10 protein-coding genes are annotated in these 21,338 nt (G+C 60.3%); 3 read left to right on the top strand and 7 right to left on the bottom strand.

What is annotated here, in order from left to right:
* Positions 1-108: 108 nt before the first annotated feature.
* The 7 genes from J2045_RS09005 to J2045_RS08975 all read right to left on the bottom strand — a co-directional run bounded on the left by J2045_RS09005 (position 109) and on the right by J2045_RS08975 (position 6,766).
* Positions 109-1,389, bottom strand: a complete 1,281-nt coding sequence (locus J2045_RS09005; protein WP_307371846.1) for a TRAP transporter large permease — start codon at positions 1,387-1,389, stop codon at positions 109-111.
* Complete coding sequence (locus tag J2045_RS09000) at positions 1,389-1,916, bottom strand: TRAP transporter small permease (RefSeq protein WP_307371844.1); 528 nt, start codon at positions 1,914-1,916, stop codon at positions 1,389-1,391. The genes J2045_RS09005 and J2045_RS09000 overlap by 1 nt, the downstream gene beginning before the upstream one ends.
* A gap of 67 nt (positions 1,917-1,983) precedes the next feature.
* Positions 1,984-2,958 (bottom strand): TRAP transporter substrate-binding protein, encoded by a 975-nt coding sequence (locus J2045_RS08995; RefSeq protein WP_307371841.1) that lies wholly within the window; start codon positions 2,956-2,958, stop codon positions 1,984-1,986.
* Positions 2,959-3,028: 70 nt separating this feature from the next.
* Entirely contained in the window at positions 3,029-3,895 is an 867-nt protein-coding gene (locus tag J2045_RS08990; RefSeq protein WP_307371838.1) for an amidohydrolase family protein, read from the bottom strand.
* On the bottom strand, positions 3,892-5,031 hold the full coding sequence (locus J2045_RS08985; RefSeq protein WP_307371836.1) for a mandelate racemase/muconate lactonizing enzyme family protein: 1,140 nt from the start codon (positions 5,029-5,031) through the stop codon (positions 3,892-3,894). Before J2045_RS08985 ends, J2045_RS08990 begins: the two co-directional genes overlap by 4 nt.
* 16 nt (positions 5,032-5,047) lie before the next feature.
* Positions 5,048-5,953, bottom strand: a complete 906-nt coding sequence (gene kdgD, locus J2045_RS08980) for a 5-dehydro-4-deoxyglucarate dehydratase (protein WP_307371834.1) — start codon at positions 5,951-5,953, stop codon at positions 5,048-5,050.
* 69 nt (positions 5,954-6,022) lie between these two features.
* Entirely contained in the window at positions 6,023-6,766 is a 744-nt protein-coding gene (locus J2045_RS08975) for a FadR/GntR family transcriptional regulator (RefSeq protein ID WP_307371832.1), read from the bottom strand.
* A 147-nt stretch (positions 6,767-6,913) separates the two neighbouring features.
* Here J2045_RS08975 and J2045_RS08970 point away from each other — a divergent pair, with 147 nt between their 5' ends.
* From J2045_RS08970 to J2045_RS08960, 3 genes are all read left to right on the top strand, one after another.
* A complete protein-coding gene (locus J2045_RS08970; RefSeq protein WP_307371830.1) occupies positions 6,914-7,711 on the top strand; it encodes an NAD-dependent epimerase/dehydratase family protein in 798 nt (265 codons plus the stop codon).
* A 327-nt stretch (positions 7,712-8,038) separates the two neighbouring features.
* Complete coding sequence (locus J2045_RS08965) at positions 8,039-19,435, top strand: T1SS-143 repeat domain-containing protein (protein ID WP_307371828.1); 11,397 nt, start codon at positions 8,039-8,041, stop codon at positions 19,433-19,435.
* A gap of 543 nt (positions 19,436-19,978) precedes the next feature.
* Positions 19,979-21,331: a TolC family outer membrane protein gene (locus tag J2045_RS08960; protein ID WP_307371984.1), complete on the top strand. Its 1,353-nt coding sequence runs from the start codon at positions 19,979-19,981 to the stop codon at positions 21,329-21,331.
* Positions 21,332-21,338: the final 7 nt, after the last annotated feature.

Raw genomic sequence — 21,338 nt, 5'->3', positions numbered from 1 at the left:
TGCGCAATTAGCTGCATCGGCATGCGCAAAGTGCGCAGGCGCAGCTACAAAAAAAGCAGGGGCCAAAGCCCCTGCTGTCAAATCCCTCGAACGGACGAGGGCGGAGGATCACTTGAACTGCGCCGGCAGCCAGAGCGAGATCTCGGGAATGAACGTCACCATCAGCAGCACCGCCACGCAGGCTCCGAAAAACGGCCAGATGGTCTGCATCGCTTCGCGTATGGAGATCTTGCCCACGGCGCAGCCAACAAAGAGCACCGTGCCCACCGGTGGCGTGATCAGGCCGATGCCGGCATTCAGGATCATGATGACACCGAAATGCACCGGATCGATGCCGAAGGCCTGGACGATTGGCAAGAAGACGGGCGTTGTGATGATGACCAGCGGGGCCATGTCCATGAATGTGCCAAGAAGAAGCAGAGCGACAGTGATCAGCAGCAGAACCACCATCGGATTGTCCGATACCGACTTGACCACCTGTATCAGGGTCATCTGAACCTGAAGAAATGACATCAGCCAGGCGAACGCGGCAGCCATGCCGATCACCAGAAGCACCAGCGAGGTGGTTTTCACGGCGCCGAGAATTGCTTCGATGAAGCCGCTCCAGTCGAGTTCGCGGTAGACGAGAACGGCGACCAGAAACGCATAGATGACGGCGATGCAGGAACTCTCGGTGGCTGTGAAGACGCCGGAGCGGACACCGCCGAAGATGATGGCGATCAGCAACAGGCCGGGCAGAGCCGCAAAGAAGAAGATCAGCAGCTTTCCGAAACCCGGAAAGGGTTCGGCGGGGTAGCCACGCTTCCGCGCGACGACATAGGCCGTGATCATCAATGCGACGGTCAGCAGAAGGCCCGGAATGATGCCGGCGGTGAACAGATCCGCGACCGACACGGTCCCGCCGGCCGAGATCGAATAAAGAATCATGTTGTGCGATGGCGGGATCAGCAGGGCTATCAGCGCAGAACTGATCGTCACATTGACGGCGTATCCGCGGTCGTAACCACGCGCCGCCATTTGCGGCACCATGAGGCCACCGATCGCCGAAGCGTCGGCGACGGCCGAACCTGAAATGCCGCCGAACAGCGTTGACGACACGATGTTCACCTGACCGAGACCGCCACGCATGTGGCCGACGAAGCCAGATGCGAAACGCACCAGACGGAAGGCGATGCCGCCACGCACCATCAAGTCGCCGGCGAAGATGAAGAACGGGATCGCCATCATGGCGAAGACATTCATCCCGGAGTTCAATTGCTGGAAGATAACGATCGGCGGGATACCGATGTAGAGCACTGTGGCCAGCGAGGCGATGCCGAGGCAGAACGCGATCGGCATGCCGAGGACCATCAGAAAGGCAAACGTGCCGAAGAGAATTGTATAGGCCATCAGAGTACCTCAGCCTGAGCGTTTTCGCCGGCGACCGCTTCGACCTGGCCGATGAACGTATCAATGAAACGTTCGAGCGCGAAAACGGCGATCAGCGCCCCGCCGACAATGAGAGGAATGAAATCGATCCCGCCCGGCCATCCGAGAACCGGAATGCGTGCCGTCCAGGTGCCCATGGCGAGCTGCGTGCCGTAGTAGGACATGGCGCCGCCAAAGATGCAGATCAGGCCAAGGCTGATGAGATCCATCAGGCGCTGGACGCTGGGCGGCATGTTGTAGCGCACGATATCGAGCCCCAGATGCACGCTTTCGCGCACGCCGACAGCTGCACCGAGCAGAATGAACCAGGACATCAACTGCAGCGACAGGGGCTCCGACCAGCTGGGTGTGTCATTGAGTACGTAGCGGCCGAACACCTGCCAGCCGATGATAATGGTCATCAGGACGACGCCGAGGCCGGCAAGATACAGGCAGGCGAGGCTCAACCAGCTGAGGCCGGGGCGAATAGCCCGCATGAAACGCGACATGGATCCCTCCGAAATCCAGAAAATGAAAAGACCGGCCGCATCAGGATGCGGTCGGTCCGTGTGCTGCTTACTTGACGGCGCGAACGCGCTCGACGAGTTCCTTCATCTTCGGGTCGGTCACGAACTTGTCGTAGACGGGCTGCATGGCAGCGACGAATTCGTCCTTGTTCGGGGTGATGATGTTGGCACCCGAAGCGCGGATCTTCTCTTCGGCGGCCTTTTCACGGGCCTGCCACAGCTCGCGCATCTTGCCGACCGACTCCTTCGCAGACTCCCGCAGGATCTTCTGATCTTCCGGTGTCAGCTTGTCCCAGGTGATCTTGGAGATCGCGAGGATTTCCGGGGTCAGGGAGTGTTCCGTCAGCGTATAGCTCTTGGCCACTTCGAAGTGACGTGAAGACTCGTAGGACGGCCAGTTGTTTTCGGCCGCGTCCACGACGCCGGTTTCGAGCGACGAGTAGACTTCACCGAAGGGCATCGGCGTCGGGTTGGCGCCGAAAGCTTCCATCATCGCGATCCAGAGATCGGACTGCTGGACGCGCACCTTCATGCCCTGGAGGTCTGCAAGGCTATTGATCGGCTTCTTGGTCGAGTAGAAGGAACGGGCACCCGAATCGTAGAAGGCAAGCCCGATCAGGCCATGCGGTTCGAAGGCGGCCAGCACTTCGTCACCGATCTCGCCGTCGACCACCTTGTGCATGTGTTCGGTGTCGCGGAACAGGAAGGGCAGGCCGAAGACTACGGTCTCGGGAACCAGGTTGTTGAACGGCGCGCTGTTGACGCGGTTCATGTCGATGACGCCGAAGCGGGTCTGTTCGATCGTGTCCTTTTCGGTGCCGAGTGCGGCGTTGTTCATCACCTGGATCTTGATGCGGCCATTGGTCTTCTGCGAGACCAGCTCACCCATGAACTTGACGGCGTCGACCGTCGGATAGCCGTCTGGATGAATGTCGGCGGAGCGCAGCGTGATTTCCTGGGCGAAGGCGGCGCCCGAACCAAGGGTGAGCCCCATGGCGAGGCTGAGCATTGCGGCAGTCTTCATTGGTCTTCCTCCTCTTTGATTGAGCCGCCGAAACCTCCCGTTTCGGCGGATTGCAGTTCGACAACCGGCCCTAGGGCGCGATGCCGAAAAGTTCTTGCGGGTTCTCCACGAGAGCGAGATGGCGGGCGGCTTCGTTGGGCAGCCAGCCGAGTACGGTGTCGGCGAGTGCCGCATCATCGGGATAATCGGCCTGCGTTCGCGCGAGATTGTGTGGCCAGTTTGATCCCCAGACGATGCGTTCGGGCGCATGGGCGGCAATCGAGCGGGCAACGGCTGCGACATCGGTAAAGTCCGGTCCGCCGGTCTTTGAAGATTCGTAGGCACCTGCGAACTTGAACCAGCAGCGGCCGCCATCGATCAGACGCTTCGTCGCCTGCACCTGCGGGCTGTCGGGTGTGACGCCGCAGAAGAACTTGCCGTGGTGATCGAGAACCCAGCGCGATTTCAGTTTCGAGAGCCGCTCCTCATAGTGGAGGATGTCGCTGCCATCGAACTGGATGGCGATCATCCAGTCGCGGCTGGCGGCAATCGCGTCCACTTCCTCGAGCTTGGTCAGATTGGCCGCGCCGCCCGGCAGGTTCATGATGCGTGCACCGCGAACGCGGGCGGCAGAAAGACGGTCGAGTTCCGCTTCGCTGGTCGTCGCATCGACAGCGGCGATGCCCCAGGCGATGTCGCCGAAATACTCAAGGCAGGCAATCAGGTTGGCGTTGTCGAGTTGATGCGCCATGCCCTGCGTGACGATGAGCCGGTCGATGCCGATCCAGTCCATGAACTTGCGGTATTGCTCTGGCGTCGGCAGATCGCCTGCTGGCAGTCCCGGACCGCCAGGCAGCGCCGGATGGGCCGGCAGATAGGCATGCATCTGGGTGTCGATCGCACCCTTTGGCAGGGTGATCGCTGGCTTGGCGCCGGAAAGGGTGCGGATCAGGCTCATGCCTCGTCCTTCATCTTGAATTCCTGGAGGGCATCCCGGTTGATTTCAATGCCAAGGCCGGGACCATTGGGAATGGCGACTACGCCATGCTCATGTTCGATCGGCACCTGAAGCACCGCCTGCCGGAAAGGGTTGTCAGTGCGATCGAATTCCAGGATCGGCTCGATCGGATTGACGCGAACGGGATCCGGCACCATGGCCGCGATGAATTGCAGCGCGGCTGCGATGTGGACTGCCGTTCCCCAGACATGCGGCACGACGCGAATGCCATGCAGCGCGGCGAGATCCGCCACACGCTTGGCCTCGCTGAACCCGCCGACGCCTGCGAGGTCGGGCTGCACGATGTCGATTGCCCGGGTCTCGATCGGCTCCTTCATGCCCCAGCGGCTGTGCCAGGTTTCGCCGCCCGCGACCGGGATCGGCTGCTTGCTGCGCACTTCTCGGTAGGCCGCAAGCTGTTCCGGCACGACAGGCTCCTCGAACCAGTCGAGGCCGTAATCTGCCGCACGCCGACCGAATTCGACGGCTTCGAGAACTCCGTAGCCATGATTGGCATCTGCCATCAGGCGCATGTCCGGACCGGCGGCTTCACGGGCTGCCCGGATGACCCGCAGATCTTCCTCAATGCCGAAACCGACCTTGATCTTCGAAGCATGGAAGCCCTGCGAGCGGTAGAGCGCGATGTCGTTGGCATTGTCTTCGACACGGTCGACGCCATCACGCTTGAAGCTGCCGGTGGCATAGGCCTTCACACTTTCGCGGAAACGCCCGCCAAGCAGCGTCGACACGGGTGCGCCGAAATGCTTGCCCTTGATGTCCCAAAGCGCGATGTCGATGCCCGACAATGCGGTGAGTGTCAGTCCCCGCTGGCCTTGATCACGAAGTGCGTTGTAAAGCACCGCCCAGACCTTCTCAGTCTCCAGCGGGTTCATGCCGATCAGCCAGTTGCGATAGGCCGCGACGACAGTCGCATTCGGCCGGGCAGGGCCGAGGCATTCGCCCCAGCCCGTCAGCCCGTTATCGCAGATAATCTCGACGAGCACATGCGCCCGGCGATCAAAGCGCATGGAGGCGCTCTGAAACGGAACGGTGAGCCTGTGCTCGAGAAGATGGGTGCGAACCTCTGCGATCTTCATCTTGGGCGTCCTCTGCTCAGCGCTTCCACGGGGCGATGAGCTTTGCCATCATCTCTTCCTCTTGCGCCGTCAGGTCATCAAGGGGAGGGCGCACCTTGCCGGCTGCAAAACCCTGCAGACGCACACCGGCCTTCACCGCAGAAACGGCATAGCCTTTCCGGCGGTTGCGGATCGCCATGAACGGATAGAAGAAATCCTTGAGGATCGTCTCGCAGCGTTCTCGCTCTCCGGCGCGCAGCGCCTTGTAGAAGTCAACGGCAAGGCCTGGCACGAAGTTGAAGACTGCAGACGAATAGGTCGTGAAGCCGGCCCCGAGATAGGCCTCCGCGAAGAGTTCTGCCGTTGGCATGCCGCCGAGATAGGTCAGACGATCGCCCATGGTCGCGGTGATCTGGCGCACGAGGCCGATATCGCCGGTGCCATCCTTGAAGCCGATCAGGTTGGGGCACTCGTCACACAGCCGCTGCAGGGTCTCGACGCTGAGGACCGAGTTGTCACGGTTATAGACCATGACGCCGATGCCGACGGATTGGCAGATGCGCTTGACGTGCTGGTACATGCCCTCTTGCGGCGCGTCGATCAGGTAGTGCGGCAGGAGCAGAATGCCATCGGCACCAACCTCCTCGACGGATTTTGCAATCTCGATGGCGACTTCGGTGCCGTAGCCGCAGCCGGAGACGATGGCGGTCTTGCCGGCGGCTTCCTTGGCGGCAGCGACAATGCGAGGAACTTCCGATGGCGTCAGCGAGAAAAACTCACCCGTTCCGCCAGCTGCAAACAGCACCGGCGCATCGAACCCGGACAGCCACTCAACATGCTCTGCATAGCTGTCAGACTTGAAATTTCCCTCGTCGTCAAAATGCGTGACAGGGAAGGAGAGCAGGCCGGCGCCGAGCGCGACCTTTATTTCTTGCGGCGTCATATTCGAATGTCCTCTCTTGGCCTCCTCCGGCCAAGTTGTCATACGTATTAATGGCGCCTATGTCAAATGTTATCGTACAGGTTGGCGCTGCTCTCGCAAAAGCGCGCGGTAGCGGGCCTGGCTGCCACGGAGATGGCGGCGCATCGCGTCGCGCGCTGCGTCTTCGTCACCTTGGGAAATCGCCTCGACGATGTCGGAATGCTCGGCATCGATCAGCCGCAAGTAGGCCGACTGATCGTCCTCGTTCTCCTCATCGCGGAGCGCCGCGCGCGGGATCACGTTTTTGCCGATCATGGCCAGGAACTCGCGGAAGCGGGGATTGTTGGTCGCCTCGGCGATCGCGAGATGCAGGGCGAAATCCGCATCTGTGGTCGATTGTCCGGCCTCAAGACAGGCGCGTACCGCATAGTGGCGCTCCAGGATGACCTCTTCCTGCGCCGGTGACCTGCGAAGGGCCGCAAGACCTGCCGCTTCGACTTCCACGGCGGTCCGAAGTTCCAGGAGTTCGATCATGGAGGAGACGCGCGCGGGATCTATGCTGCCGATCAGGAGTGGTGCGGGTGCCGGTTCCTGTGGTGACAACACGAAGACGCCTGCACCTTGGCGGGCCTCGACCAGCCGATCGGCCCGAAGCGAGGCGATCGCTTCACGCACGACGGTGCGTGACACGCCGTGGGCCTCCGACAACTGCGCTTCGCTTGGCAGCTTGCTGCCGGGCGGAAACTGGCCGGCGCCGATGGCCTTTCTCAGTGTGTCGCCGAGCTTCTGCACGAGCGTTCCCGAGCCTGCTTCGTTCCTTGCCTGCAATGCCATGCTTCGCTCCCCGCCGTGTTCATCCCGACCGGACATGCTGAGACCCGGTGTCCGAATTTGCAAGTCCGTCCGGCGACAGGTTTACGATATTGACCGCCTCGGGGCAACCTGTATGATAAGTTGACAATTCATATCAGGGAGGACGGCGTGAAGAGACTATTGCTGACGGGGGCGGCTGGAGGTTTGGGCAGCGCGATGCGCGGACGGCTCAAGGGACTGGCGGAGATCGTCAGGGTTTCGGATATCGTTGAACTCGGCGCGGCCGCAGCCCATGAAGAGGTTGTGGTGTGTGATCTCGGAGACCGGGCTGCTGTTGATCGTTTGGTCGAGGGCTGCGACGGGATCATTCATCTGGGAGGGGTCTCCGTCGAGGACAAGTTCTCGAAGATCATGAATGCCAATCTGCTCGGCCTCTACAATCTCTATGAGGCGGCAAGGGCGAACGGGATGCCGCGCATATTGTTCGCTAGTTCCAATCACACGATCGGCTTTTATCATCAGGACGATTATCTCGATCATGCCGTGCCTTTGAGGCCGGATGGGCTCTACGGGGTATCCAAATGCTTCGGCGAGGCGCTGGCCCGGATGTATTTTGAAAAATTTGGCCAGGAGACGGCGCTGGTGCGCATCGGCAGCTGCATGGAGAGGCCGAAGAACCACCGGATGCTCTCCACCTGGATGAGCTATGACGACTTCCTGTCGATGATAACCTGCATCTTCCGGGTCCCACGCCTCGGCTGCCCCGTGATCTGGGGGTGCTCCAACAATGACACACGCTGGTGGGACAATTCCCACGTTTCCTATCTGGGATGGCATCCCCAGGACAATGCCGAGCTCTTCCGGGCGGAAATCGACGCTACGGTTGCTAGACCTCAGCCGGACGATGCCATCGCGATCTATCAGGGTGGCCCCTTCGTCAACGATCCGATCTTCTCCGAAGACTGAAGTGTAACGCCTCGGTCAAAGAATAGAGCCGGGCTCCTGACTGGAGCCCGGCTTTCGCATGCCTTGCGCGTCGAGCCTCTAATCTTTGCAGCGCGCGCGGCACGGCCTTTCCAGGCGAGCGGTCACACGTCGCGGAGTGGTTGGTTTGGGATCGCTAAAGTTTGAGTAAATTACCGAAATAAAACGCTTTTTCGGCCCGGAATTAACTTCTTTTTCAATAATGGTCGCTGCAAGCATAACCGGTTATATCTTCAGGGTTAAGAAAGCGTTGCGCCTGCCCCCTAACCGCGATTTAACTGCGATCAACTTGTTAAGGGGTGAGTTACCATGTCCATCGAAGATCCGCGCCTGTCCAGCATCGACAATACTTCCGCAGCCGACGATTTCGACTCTGCGGTCGAGCAGCATCTGGGTTTCGTCAGCGAGAGCGTAGACGGCATCGAAGTCGCGCAGGCCGAAACGCCTGATGCCGGTCGCACCGATCGGCTTCCCGTTCAGACGGCGGCGGCCACCATTCCGGCCGAGGTCGCTCCCGACCAGAACAATGTCGTTACGTTGCCGGCTGGCATCGAGCTCGACAACCTCGAATTCCGCGTCGACGGCGCAAACCTCGTGCTCGTCCTCGCCGACGGCACCGAAGTGGTTGTCCTCGGCGGCGCTGCCAACATCCCGACCTTCGTGATCGGTGATGTCGAGCTGCCGCAGGTCGCCCTCTTCGCCGCCCTTGAGGGCAGCAACATCAACGTCGCGGCTGGTCCCGACGGCAACTTCTCGGCCCAGGGCGCGCCTGTCGCCAGCCGCAACTTCCAGGACGACCCGATCGACGCGGGTCCGGAAGATCTGGCGCTGGCAGACCTCTTGGGTGACACCGCGTTCGGCGACGAACTGCGCACCGGCACGCTGGAAGGTGATGACGGCGAGCCGTCTATCCTGGAGCCGCTGACCGAATCCTTCATCTATGACGAAGCTGTCATTGCCGACAGCGACGAAGGCAACCAGATCATCACCGGCACGCTGCCCTTTGAGCCGGGTCCGGATTTCGGCACCATCACCGCGATCAACTTCGTTGGTGCCAGCAATGTCGACGAGGGTGACGGCTCGACCGTGCTGTCCGGCTTCACCTCGGGTGGTCTTCCGATCACGGTGAACAGCATTGGCGCGCCGTCCGATGGCACGATCAAGGTCTTCGAGGCCATTCAGGCCGTCGATTCCGAGGGCGAAGTCGTCTTCACGCTGAGCGTCAACCGCGAGACGGGTGAATTCACCTTCGAACTCAAGGGCCAGCTTGAGCATCCCGATGCCGGCGCCGATGGCAGCCAGGACGACATGGATGACCTTCTCCGCCTCGCTTTCACCTACACCGTGACGGACCTCGACGGCGACAGCGTCACGGGTTCGTTCAACATCGACGTGATGGACGACGCGCCGACCTTCGGCGGCGCCGAAGATGGTGCGGTGGATGAGGACTACCTCTGGAACGGAAATCCGAACGACGGAGGTGAGGGCGAAGGCGAGGAGGATATCGATGATCTTCCGCCTGAATCGGAGCAGTTCCGGGCGCTTGAGGCTTCCGAACCGTCCTCCGGCACCCATACGTCGGGTTCCCTCGGCATCAACTGGGGTGCGGACAAGGGCAATGCAATTGCCGACGGTGGTCTTTTGACCGAGGCCGTGAATGATCGCGGCGTCGGGTTCACCGAGGCCGACGTGGCCAAGCTGGTAGACCAGAACCTGACGTCTGACGGCGCGACCCTCATCTATATTCTGTCGAACAATGGCACGACACTGACCGCCTACAAGGTTTCCGACTATGGTGGCGACAAGCGCATGCTTGCTGCCTTCGCCGATACCGGCAGTGAAGAAGCCACCATCATTGATAAAGGCGAATACTATGGCGAGCGTGTCTTCTCGGTAAGCCTGTCCGACGATGGCGCCGGCTCTTATGAGTTCAACCTCTATGGCAATCTCGATCACGTCCCGACGAAGACCGAGGAAGGCTCAGACGACGGCTCTGAAGAAGGTTTCGAGGAGTCTCGGCTGCTTTCGACCGAAACGGTCGAAGAAGACCTTTCGATCACCTTCCATTTCACGGCCAAGGACAGCGACGGTGACTCGGCAGGCTCGACCTTCGTCGTCAAGGTGAACGACGACAGCCCGATCCTGGTTGATGAGCCGCTGGCCGTGACGCTGACGGTCGACGAAGACGATATCGAGACCTCTACCTCGCTCGGTACTGCACCGAACGACGGTGACGCCGAGGACGGTTCCTTCACCGGCACGCCGGGCGTCGACAACGGCGGTCCTGCAAATGCCACGTCGACCTATGGAAGCCTCCAGAGCCTGGTTCGGATCGGCGCGGATGAGAAGTTCAGCTTCTCGCTGGTTTCGATCGACGATGCCCGCGCCTATCTGGAGGGCCTCGGCCTGACGTCGAACGGTCTGCCGCTCGGTTTCGATATCGACGCATCCGGCAAGATCACCGGCTTCGTCAACAGCCAGGAGCCTGGCCAGGCAGTTCCGGGTCAGGAGTATAATGCAGGTCCCGACCGCCTCGTCTTTGAATTCGAAGTCAATGCGGACGGCACGTTCGAGTTCTCGCTCCATGATCAGCTCGACCACGACAAGCTTGAAGGCAATGACGAGTCTCTGACAATCGATTTCGGCTCGGTTCTGCAGGCGAACGATGGCGATGGCGACAGCGTTTCGCTGGAAGGCCTTGTGAAGGTCAACGTCACCGACGACGCGCCGGAACTGAGCGGCAACACGGAAGCCCGCATCGTCGACGAAGACGACATCTCGACCATGGCGGATGGTCTTCCCGGCGGTTCTCTCGGCACCTCTCCGGAAGACAACAACACGATTGATGGCTCCTACACCGGCAGCCCGAGCAGCAACACGACAGGTCCGGCTTTCATCTCCGGTTCGCTCTCCAACCTGATCAAGGGTGGCGCTGACGATACGGTCAAGTTCACCTTCATCAATGAAACTGAGGTTCGTGCTGCACTGACCTCGCTTGGTCTGACGTCGAAGGGCGGAAACCTGAGCTTCGACCTCCAGGGCAAGGTTCTCTACGGTTTCGTGGATGCCGATCTGGCCGTTGCCCAGTTCTACCAGCCGGCAAACGGCGACCGTCCGGTCTTCAAGCTGACGCTGAACGAGAACGGCTCGTATGAGTTCGAACTCCTCGACCAGCTCGACCATGACCTGGGCGCCGGTCAGAACACCGGCCTGCAGGGCAGCGACGCCAACGCGATCAACTTCGGCGCCGTGATCCAGGCCACCGACTTTGACGGCGACAGCGTCTCGCTGAACAACGCCTTCTCGATCACGATCACCGACGATGTTCCGGTCCTGAGCGGCACCAAGGAAAATCGCACGGTCGACGAAGACGACATCTCCACCATGGCGGACGGTCTTCCCGGCGGTTCTCTCGGCACCTCTCCGGAGGACAACAACACGGTTGATGGCTCCTACACCGGCAGCCCGAGCAGCAACACGACAGGTCCGGCCTTCATCTCCGGTTCGCTCTCCAACCTGATCAAGGGTGGTGCTGACGATACGGTCAAGTTCACCTTCATCGATGAAGTCGCGGTTCGTGCTGCACTGACCTCGCTTGGTCTGACGTCGAAGGGCGGAACGCTGAGCTTCGACCTTCAGGGCAAGGTTCTCTACGGTTTCGTGGATGCCGATCTGGCCGTTGCCCAGTTTTACCAGCCGGCAAACGGCGACCGCCCGGTCTTCAAGCTGACGCTGAACGAGAACGGCTCTTATGAGTTTGAACTCCTCGATCAGCTCGACCATGACCTGGGCGCCGGTCAGAACACCGGTCTGCAGGGCAGTGACGCCAACGCGATCAACTTCGGCGCCGTGATCCAGGCGACAGATCACGACGGCGACAGCGTATCGCTGAACAACGCCTTCTCGATCACGATCACCGACGATGTTCCGGTCCTGAGCGGCACCAAGGAAACCCGCACGGTCGATGAGGACGATATCGCCACCTCGCAGTCGACCGGCACCTCGCCCGACGACGACAACACGGTTGACGGCTCTTACACCGGCAACCCGATCAGCAACACGACGGGTCCGGCCTTCATCTCCGGTTCGCTCGGCAACCTGATCAAGGGTGGCGCTGACGACACCGTCAAGTTCTCCTTCATCGACGAAGGCGTGCTTCGCCAGTCTCTGGCTGGTCTCGGCATGAGCTCGAAGGGTGAAGTGCTGAGCTTCGATCTTCAGGGCAACGTGCTCTACGGCTTCGCCAATGTCGGTGGTCCGACTGGTGTCAGCTTCGACCCGCAGCTGGGTGACCGTCCGGTCTTCAAGCTGACGCTGAACGAAAACGGCTCCTACACATTCGAACTGCTCGATCAGCTCGACCATGACCTGGGTGCCGGCCAGAACACCGGTCTGCAGGGCAGCGACGCCAACGCAATCAACTTCGGCGCCGTAATCCAGGCAACAGATCACGACGGCGACAGCGTCTCGCTGAACAACGCCTTCTCGATCACGATCACCGACGATGTTCCTGTCCTCAGCGGCACCAAGGAAAATCGCACGGTCGATGAGGACGATATCGCCACCTCGCAGTCGACCGGCACCTCGCCCGACGACGACAACACGGTTGACGGCTCTTACACCGGCAACCCGATCAGCAACACGACGGGTCCGGCCTTCATCTCCGGTTCGCTCTCCAACCTGATCAAGGGTGGCGCTGACGACACCGTCAAGTTCTCCTTCATCGACGAAGGCGTGCTTCGCCAGTCTCTGGCAGGTCTCGGCATGAGCTCGAAGGGTGAAGTGCTGAGCTTCGATCTTCAGGGCAATGTGCTCTACGGCTTCGCCAATGTTGGTGGTCCGACGGGCGTGAGCTTTGACCCGGAGTTGGGTGACCGTCCGGTCTTCAAGCTGACGCTGAACGAGAACGGCTCCTACACATTCGAACTGCTCGATCAGCTCGACCATGACCTGGGTGCCGGCCAGAACACCGGCCTCCAGGGCAGCGACGCCAACGCGATCAACTTCGGTGCCGTGATCCAGGCAACAGATCACGACGGCGACAGCGTCTCGCTGAACAACGCCTTCTCGATCACGATCACCGACGATGTACCGGTCCTCAGCGGCACCAAGGAAAATCGCCTGCTCGACGAGGATGACATCAAGACCAGCCAGTCGACGGGCACAAACCCGACTGATGGCAATGGTGATGGCTCGTGGACCGGTGGCCCCGGCCAGAATGGCAATGGTCCGGCCTTCATCGACGGCTCCCTGGCCAACGTGATCAAGGGTGGTGCAGACGATCGGGTGAAGTTCTCCTTCATCGATGAAAGCGCGGCCCGCGCGGCCCTCGACAATCTCGGCCTTTCGTCAAAGGGCGCCGAGTTGAGCTACGACATCCGTGACGGTGTTCTCTATGCATTCGACAATGCTGGCCCCTTCAAGGGCGACAGCTTCGATGCCGACAATGGTGACCGTCTCGTCTTCAAGCTGACGCTGAATGACAACGGGTCCTACACGTTCGAACTCGTCGATCAGCTCGACCATGACCTCGGCAAGGGCCAGAACACCGATCTGCAGGACGATTTCCGGTTCAAGGACGTCGAGGCGATCGACTTCGGTGCGATCATCAAGGCGACAGACAACGACGGCGACAGCGTATCGCTGGGTGGTGCCTTCTCGATCACGATCCGCGACGACGTTCCGGAACTGAGCGGCTCCAAGGAAACCCGGATCGTCGACGAAGACGATATCCGTACCTTCCAGTCCACGGGCAACAACCCGAACGACGGCGATGCAGACGGTTCCTTCACCGGCAATCCGATTGGCAACAATGCGGGCCCGGCCTTCGTTTCCGGCTCCTTGGCCAGCCTGATCAAGGGCGGTGCCGACGATACGGTCAAGTTCTCCTTCATCAGCGAAACGGCTGCTGTTTCCGCTCTCGCAGCCCTCGGCCTGTCGTCGAAGGGTGCAGAACTCAGCTACGACATCCAGGGCAAGACGCTTTTTGCCTATGACAATGATGCCGGCAACTCTGGTTATGGCCAGGGCGACCGCCTTGTCTTCAAGCTGACGCTGGAAGACAACGGTTCCTACACGTTCGAACTCGTTGATCAGCTCGATCACGATCGCCCGATGTTTGGCCGCGATGAGAACACCGACCTCCAGGATGACGTGCGTGGTGACGTAGAGGCGATCGACTTCGGCGCAATCATCAAGGCGACCGATTTCGACGGCGACAGCGTGGTGCTGACAAACGCCTTCTCGATCACGATCCGCGATGACGTTCCGGAGCTGAGCGGGAAGACAGAAGCGCGCATCGTTGACGAAGATGATATCAAGACCAGCCAGTCGACGGGCACGAGCCCGGCAGACTTCGACGGTGACGGTTCCTGGACCGGTGGCCCGGGTCAGGGTGGCAATGGTCCGGCCTTCATCGATGGTTCGTTGGCCGGCCTCGTGAAGGGTGGCGCTGACGATACGATCAAGTTCTCCTTCATCGATGAAACCGTTGCTCGCATTGCACTCTCTGCGCTTGGTCTGAAGTCGCAGGGCGAAGCCCTGAGCTACCAGATCCAGGGCAACTCCCTCATCGCCTATGACAACAATGGCGGCCCGGGCTATGGCCAGGGCGACCGCCTCGTCTTCAAGCTGACGCTGAGCCAGAACGGTGACTACACGTTCGAACTGGCCGACCAGCTCGATCACGACCGTCCTGCCTCCGGCGCCGACGAAAACTACGACCTGCAGGACGGCCTCTGGTTTGCTGACATTGCGGCGATCAACTTCGGTGCGCTGATCAAGGCCACCGACAATGACGGCGACAGCATCTCGCTGAACGGCGCCTTCGAGATCAAGATCCGCGACGACATTCCGGAAGCCTCGATCGTGACCGACCAGACCGTCACCATCGACGAGACCAACGGCAACCAGAACAGCGACACCACCGATCAGGCCGTCGCTGCCGTGTTTGCAGGTGTCTCCAATCCGGCATCTGACCTCGACATGCAGCAGTCGCCGATCTTCGCTAAGGCCGATGTGATCGACACGACCTTCAAGTCGGGTACCGACGAAGGCGTGACGACGACCCTGGCACTGCGCATCGACAACGCCGCCTCCGGTCTCCAGACCACTGCCGGCCAGGACATCACGCTCTACCTCGAGAACGGTCTCGTGGTCGGTCGTGTCGGTGGCCCGCAGGGTCAGGCCGCCTTCGCGATCGCGATTGACGCCGACGGCAATGTCTCTGTCGCACAGTACACGTCGCTCAAGCACCCCGACACGACCGCTGCAGATGAAGGCATCGATCTGACCGGCAAGCTGTCGGCAGTCTTCACCGTCAAGGATTTCGATGGTGATGTCGTCACCAAGTCGGTGTCGATCGGCAACAAGATCGCCTTCGAAGACGATGCTCCGGTTGCGACAGGTGAACAGGCATCGGTCCGCGAAGCCGATCCGGCATCCGGTGGCAACCTCGTGTTCGCCTTCGACGTTTCGGGCAGCATGAGAGACCGCATCGGCGGCCCCGGCAGCGATACCCGCCTTCAGGTGGCAAAGGACGCCGCGATCAATCTGATCAACGCGACCAATGCAGGCCTGGTGCTGATCGTGACCTTCGCCGGCTCGGCTTCCGCCTCGCAGTGGATGACCAAGGAAGACGCTCTGGACTTCATCCAGAACGATATCCCCAACCCCAACGGTGGCACTGATTACGACGACGCGATCGACGCCATCAAGGATGTCACGCCACCGAGCGCTCCGACCTCAGTCTACTTCTTCTCCGATGGCGAGGTCACGGGCACCGACAAGCTCACCGGCCAGGATCGCCAGCAGTGGGAAGCTTATCTCAACCAGAACGACATGAAGTCTTATGCCGTCGGCGTCGGCAACGACATCGACTCCCAGGATGAAGACCTGCGGGATGTTGCATGGCCGGGTGAGCCGATCCTGATCACTTCGCCGACCGATCCGATCCTGCTCGCCACGGTCGTCGCTCCGGTGCCGACCACGGCTTCGGGTAATGTGCTCGAGAATGACAGCTTCGGTGCTGATGGCGTACGTATCCAGTCGATCACGATCGGTGGAGTCACATACACCTGGGATGGCAACGCGACCATCACCAAGTCGGGCTCCGAAACCGGCGAGATCAGTGGCTTCAGCATGACCGTTGCCAGCCCGCTCGGTGGCTCGTTTACCTTCGACTTCAAGACGGGTGCCTGGAGCTATGCCGCTCCGTCCGAACTGGTGATCAACTCCTCCGAAAGCTTCAACTATATCCTGGTTGACGGTGACGGTGACACGACGCAGGCCGCGCTGACGATCAACCTCGAAGCCGTCAACGATGCCCCCGTGAATACCGTTCCGTCGTCGCTCACCGTCGCTGAAGACGTTGAGCTTGCGATCACCGGTCTTCAGGTGGGCGATGTCGACGCCAATGGCGGCAACCTCACGGTCAAGCTCGAAGTGGAAGACGGCAAGCTGACGCTCGCCACCTCCGACGGCGTGACCGTTGCTGGTAACAACTCCGACACGGTCACGCTGACCGGTTCGGTCTCCGCGATCAATGCGGCGCTTGCCGGCCTGAAGTACAAGGGTGACCTCAACTTCAACGGTGCCGACCAGCTCAAGATTACCACGACCGACAACGGCAACAGCGGTGTTGGCGGTGCCAAGACAGACACGGACACGGTCAATATCACCGTGACGCCGGTGAATGATGCGCCGCTTCTGTCGCCGGAAACCCGGACGATCGAGTTCACCGAAAACGGCAACGGTCGTTATCTGTTCAGCAACGTCAATGTCAGCGACGTCGACAAACCGTCGAACTTCAACGGCGGAACCATTGAGATCTCGCTGGGCAACACCGCAGTTGCAGGAGATCAGATCTTCAGTGACGGCTGGTCGCGCGTCAGCGGCGGTAATGTCCAGATCGCGACCTTCGGCGGCTGGGTGACCATTGGCACGCTGGTGTCCGGTGGCCTGGGTGGCGCCTCGATCAAGATCAACCTGACGTCGGGTGCTACGGAAGATCGTGTCGAGTTCTTCCTCGAGACGATCGCCTACAAGTCGACATCCGAGAACCCCACCGATGCCGACCGCACCGTAACGGTGACCTTCAGCGACGGTGGCAACACCGGAGCGGGTGGTTCGCAGTCCGATACCTCGATGATCACCGTGAAGGTGAACCCGATCAATGATGCGCCTGTCGTTGCCAACGCCATCGCCGACCAGAGCATCCAGGAAGAGGGAACAGTGAACTTCACAGTTCCGGCGAACGCCTTCACCGATGTTGACTCGGCGCCGCTGAGCTACACTGCCACGCTCGTCAACGGCAATGCACTTCCGTCCTGGCTGACGTTCAACGCTGCCACTCGGATGTTCAGCGGTACTGCGCCACTGGATTACAACGGCGCCATTGACGTGAAGGTTACGGCATCCGACGGTTCGCTCAGCGTATCGGACACGTTCAAGCTGACTGTCACCCCGGTGAACGATGCACCTGTCGTTGCCAACGCCATAGCCGACCAGAGCATCCTGGAAGAAGGCACCGTCAACTTCACGGTTCCGGCGAACGCCTTCACCGACGTTGACTCGGCACCGCTGAGCTACACGGCAACGCTCGACAACGGCAATGCGCTTCCGTCCTGGCTGACGTTCAACGCTGCCACCCGGACGTTCAGCGGTACTGCGCCTCTGAACTACAACGGCGCCATTGACGTGAAGGTCACTGCTTCGGATGGTTCGCTCAGCGTATCGGACACGTTCAAGCTGACGGTTAACCCGGTCAACGACGCACCTGTCCTCTCCGACGTCGGTGGAACGCTCGCCTACACTGAAGGAAACGGTGCAAAAATCGTTGATGGTTCGATCACGATCGCAGACGTCGATGATACAAATATCGAAGGCGCTACCGTCAAGATCACGGGCAATTTTGCCAGCGGTCAGGACGTGCTTCTGTTCACGAACCAGAACGGCATCAGCGGCAGCTACGATGCATCCAACGGTACCTTGACGCTGTCGGGCGCCTCCTCGAAGGCCAATTACGAACTGGCTCTTGAGAGCATCCGGTACCAGAACACGTCTGATAACCCGTCTTCTGCAGCCCGTACGATCAGCTTCTCGGTGACCGATGGCGAGGCGACGAGCAATATCGGGACGGTCTCCGTTTCTGTTACGCCGACGGCGAGCAAGATCGAAGGCAACGTGTTCCACAACACGCTCTCTGGCACGGCCGGCGATGATACCATTCTGGGTTACGAGGGTGATGATGATATCTCCGGTGGTCACGGGAATGACATCTTGGCCGGTGGTCTGGGTTGGGACACGGTCTCAGGTGGCAGCGGAAGTGACACCTTCATTTTGGATGGCACTTCGCTGGCGTACGATGTGATCACCGACTTTGTGAGCGCGGCTGACATCCTGAATTTCGTCAGCTTCAGCCTCGCAAATCATTCTGGCACTGGGGCGATCAACTCGGTCGTCACGATCAACGGCAATGGCAACCTTGGCAACAGCGGCAGCGACACAAGTATCGCTGCTGCCGACTTGGTTGTCCTGAATGTAAATGCGCAAGACGCAAACAATGCGTCTGAAATCAACGCGATACTTGACGGTCAGAGGGGAACGTTCAACGGTGGCGTTTTTGTGCTTGCCTACGCGGTATACGACGGCGCAAACAGAGTTGCGTTGTACTACGATGGCGACGCGGATGGCACCTCCACTGGCGCCAGACTCGTCGCGATCTTCCCGAACTACAATAGCGTCACAACCAATGGCGTGCCGAATATCGCAGCGGACTTTGCGTCCATTTCGAACATCGCCGACCCGATCATCCTCGACCTCGACAAGAACGGCTTCGCCTTCTCGTCGATCGACAACGGTGTCACGTTCGACATCGATGCCGATGGCAAGGCGGACCAGATCGCCTGGACCAGCGACGATGGCATCCTCGCCTATGACGTTGATGGCAACGGCCTGATCGACAACGGCTCGGAAATCTTCACGCCTGATTTCAACGGGGGCAAGTTTGCGAGCGGCGTGGCGGCTCTCGCCTCGCTCGACAGCAATGGCGACGGCAAGATCGATGCCAGCGACGAGGCCTTCTCGAAGCTGCAGATCTGGGTCGATGCCGACAATGACGGCGTCAGCGACCAGGGCGAGCTTTCGAGCCTGTCGGCCAACGGTGTTGCCAGCATCTCGCTGACAACAGACCAGACGGGTGGCACGGAAGACGACCAGACGATCTTCGCCGAGGGTGAATTCACCTTTGCCGATGGCTCGACCGGTAACTTCGTCGAAGTCGGTTTCGACACGATCTTCGGTTCGGATCTCACTGATGGCCTTACCGTCATCGGGACAGACGGGGATGACGTGCTGCATGGCGGCATGGGCCAGGTGATCATGACCGGCGGCGCCGGCGCCGACACCTTCGTCTTCGACGGAACCGCGCTTGATGAGCTCGACGTTGCCGACGTCATCACCGACTTCAATTCGGATGAAGGCGATGTGCTCGACGTAACAGCGCTGCTCGACAGCCTGCTCGGTGAGCAGGCGACTGCCGAAACCGCAGCCTCGCATCTGCGGGCCACGGTCGAGGACGGCAACACCACTGTCAGCGTCCAGACGGCTACCGACACCTGGAAGGATGTCGTGACGCTGCAGGGCCATACGGAAAGCGTGAAGATCCTGTTCGACGACAAGCACGCCGTTACTGTCCCGCACGACTGAGACGAGAGTGGTTCTTGAATGAAAGAAAGGGCGCCACTTCGGCGCCCTTTCTGCTTTTGATGTCTTAGGGCCCGGGTTTACTTGGCGCACGGGATGGAAGACTCACTTGTCCGGATCAGGCTGCTGGCGGGCGACTCGCGTTGGGGCGTTTCGACTTCTGTTGCGCCCGGGAGACACTTAGGCAGGAACTTCAGTCTTTCTTTGCGAAATCATACCAAAACTTGCCGAAGGGTTAATGGCCGGGATCGCAATAGCTTTTGTCTGAATCAGATAATCTTGCAGATGTTAGCGCTTTGATTCTGGGCTGTTGGTATAATGTTTCCATAGATCCGGTGTTTCGGGCTGTTTTATTTCAACAGATCAAAATTGGGTGCATCTTTTGGACGGGTCGATTGGACTTCCCACCGACAGCTGCACCGGTATATATGTTTGCCCAAGGAAGATTTGGGTAGGGGCACTCCGTTGTTGACCAAAAAGACTTTATTCGCGGCCTTGTACACCTCGGCAGCCTTCACCATTGCGTCCTGGACACCTGCGAGCGCCATGTCGCTTCAGGAGGCCATACAGAAGGCGCTGACCACCAATCCGCAGATCTCGCAGGCGGTCGAGAACCGCGAGGCGGTCGAGTTCGAGCTGCGCCAGGCGCGCGGTCTCTATCTGCCGTCGGTCGATCTCGAGGCGAGCGTGGGAAAGCGCCGGCTCTCGAACGAGAGCACGGGAACGCTGACGCAGGACTACGAGACTTTTAACTCTTCGGAAGTTGGCCTGACGGTGACGCAGCGCCTGCTCGACGGTGGTGGCCGTCGTGCGCAGGTCGATCAGCAGGCTTCGCGCGTCGATGGCGCATCCTTCCGTGTGCTGGAGCGGTCCGAGACGGTTGCCCTGCAGGTGGTGCAGGATTATCTCGAATACATTCTCCAGGCGAAGATCGTTGGCGTCGCCAAGCAGAACGTCGACTTCCACAACGGTATCCTCGGCGACATCAACCAGGGCATTTCCGGTGGTGCGTTGACCGAAGTTGACGCATTGCAGGGCCGTGAACGCCTTGAGGCTGCGCGCGCTCGTCTGCGTGAAGCGCAGGAAGAGCTGGAGCTGACCAAGATCCGCTTCCTGAAGACCGTCGGCGAGCCGATCACGAACGCCAAGGTTCCAGCTTCCGTTGGCAAGTTCATTCCGCGCACGCTGCAGGATGCCATCGCGACTGCCAAGAGCAGCAATCCGCGCATCTATTCGGCCCGCGCCGACATCGACGCTGCTGATGCGGCCGTGCGCGCTGCTCGTTCGAACTATGCGCCGACCGTCGATCTCGAAGGTCGCGCCAGCGTCGGCAATGATGTCAGCGGCAGCCAGGGCAACACGAACGACGTTCAGGTTCGTCTCGTCGCCCGCTGGAACCTCTACCGGGGTGGTATCGATCAGGCCCGCGAGCAGGAGCAGATCCGTCGCGCCAGCGAGCAGCGTTACGCATCCGACCAGGTTCACCGCGAGCTCGAAGAGTCCGTGCGTTCTGCCTGGAACGAGCGCAGCAGCCGCGGCGAACTCTCGCAGATCCTGAACTCGCAATCGTCGCAGAACGCCCAGCTCGTCTCGTCTTACAGTGAGCAGTTCAAGATCGGTCAGCGTTCGCTGCTCGACGTTCTCGATGCCCAGAATACGCGCTTCAACACCAGCATCGTCGCAGAGACGGCCCGCGTTGCGGCCCTGTTTGCGGAATACAAGATCCTGGCGGCGTCGGGTTCGCTGCTGAAGACGATGAACGTCAAGGCAGTCGAACAGACCGACGCTTATGCACGCAACGAGTTCTCCGTGAAGACAACCCCGAACGGGGCCTATGTCGAGCGGGATCCGCGGCAAAAGGCGGGAATTCCGATGGACCTCCTGGCGCCGCTCCAGTAAACGACCA

The sequence above is a fragment of the Peteryoungia aggregata LMG 23059 genome, from assembly GCF_030814435.1.
Classification (GTDB): Bacteria; Pseudomonadota; Alphaproteobacteria; order Rhizobiales; family Rhizobiaceae; genus Allorhizobium; species Allorhizobium aggregatum.
Note: the sequence above shows the minus strand (reverse complement) of the source record. Positions and strands in the feature narration are given on the sequence as shown.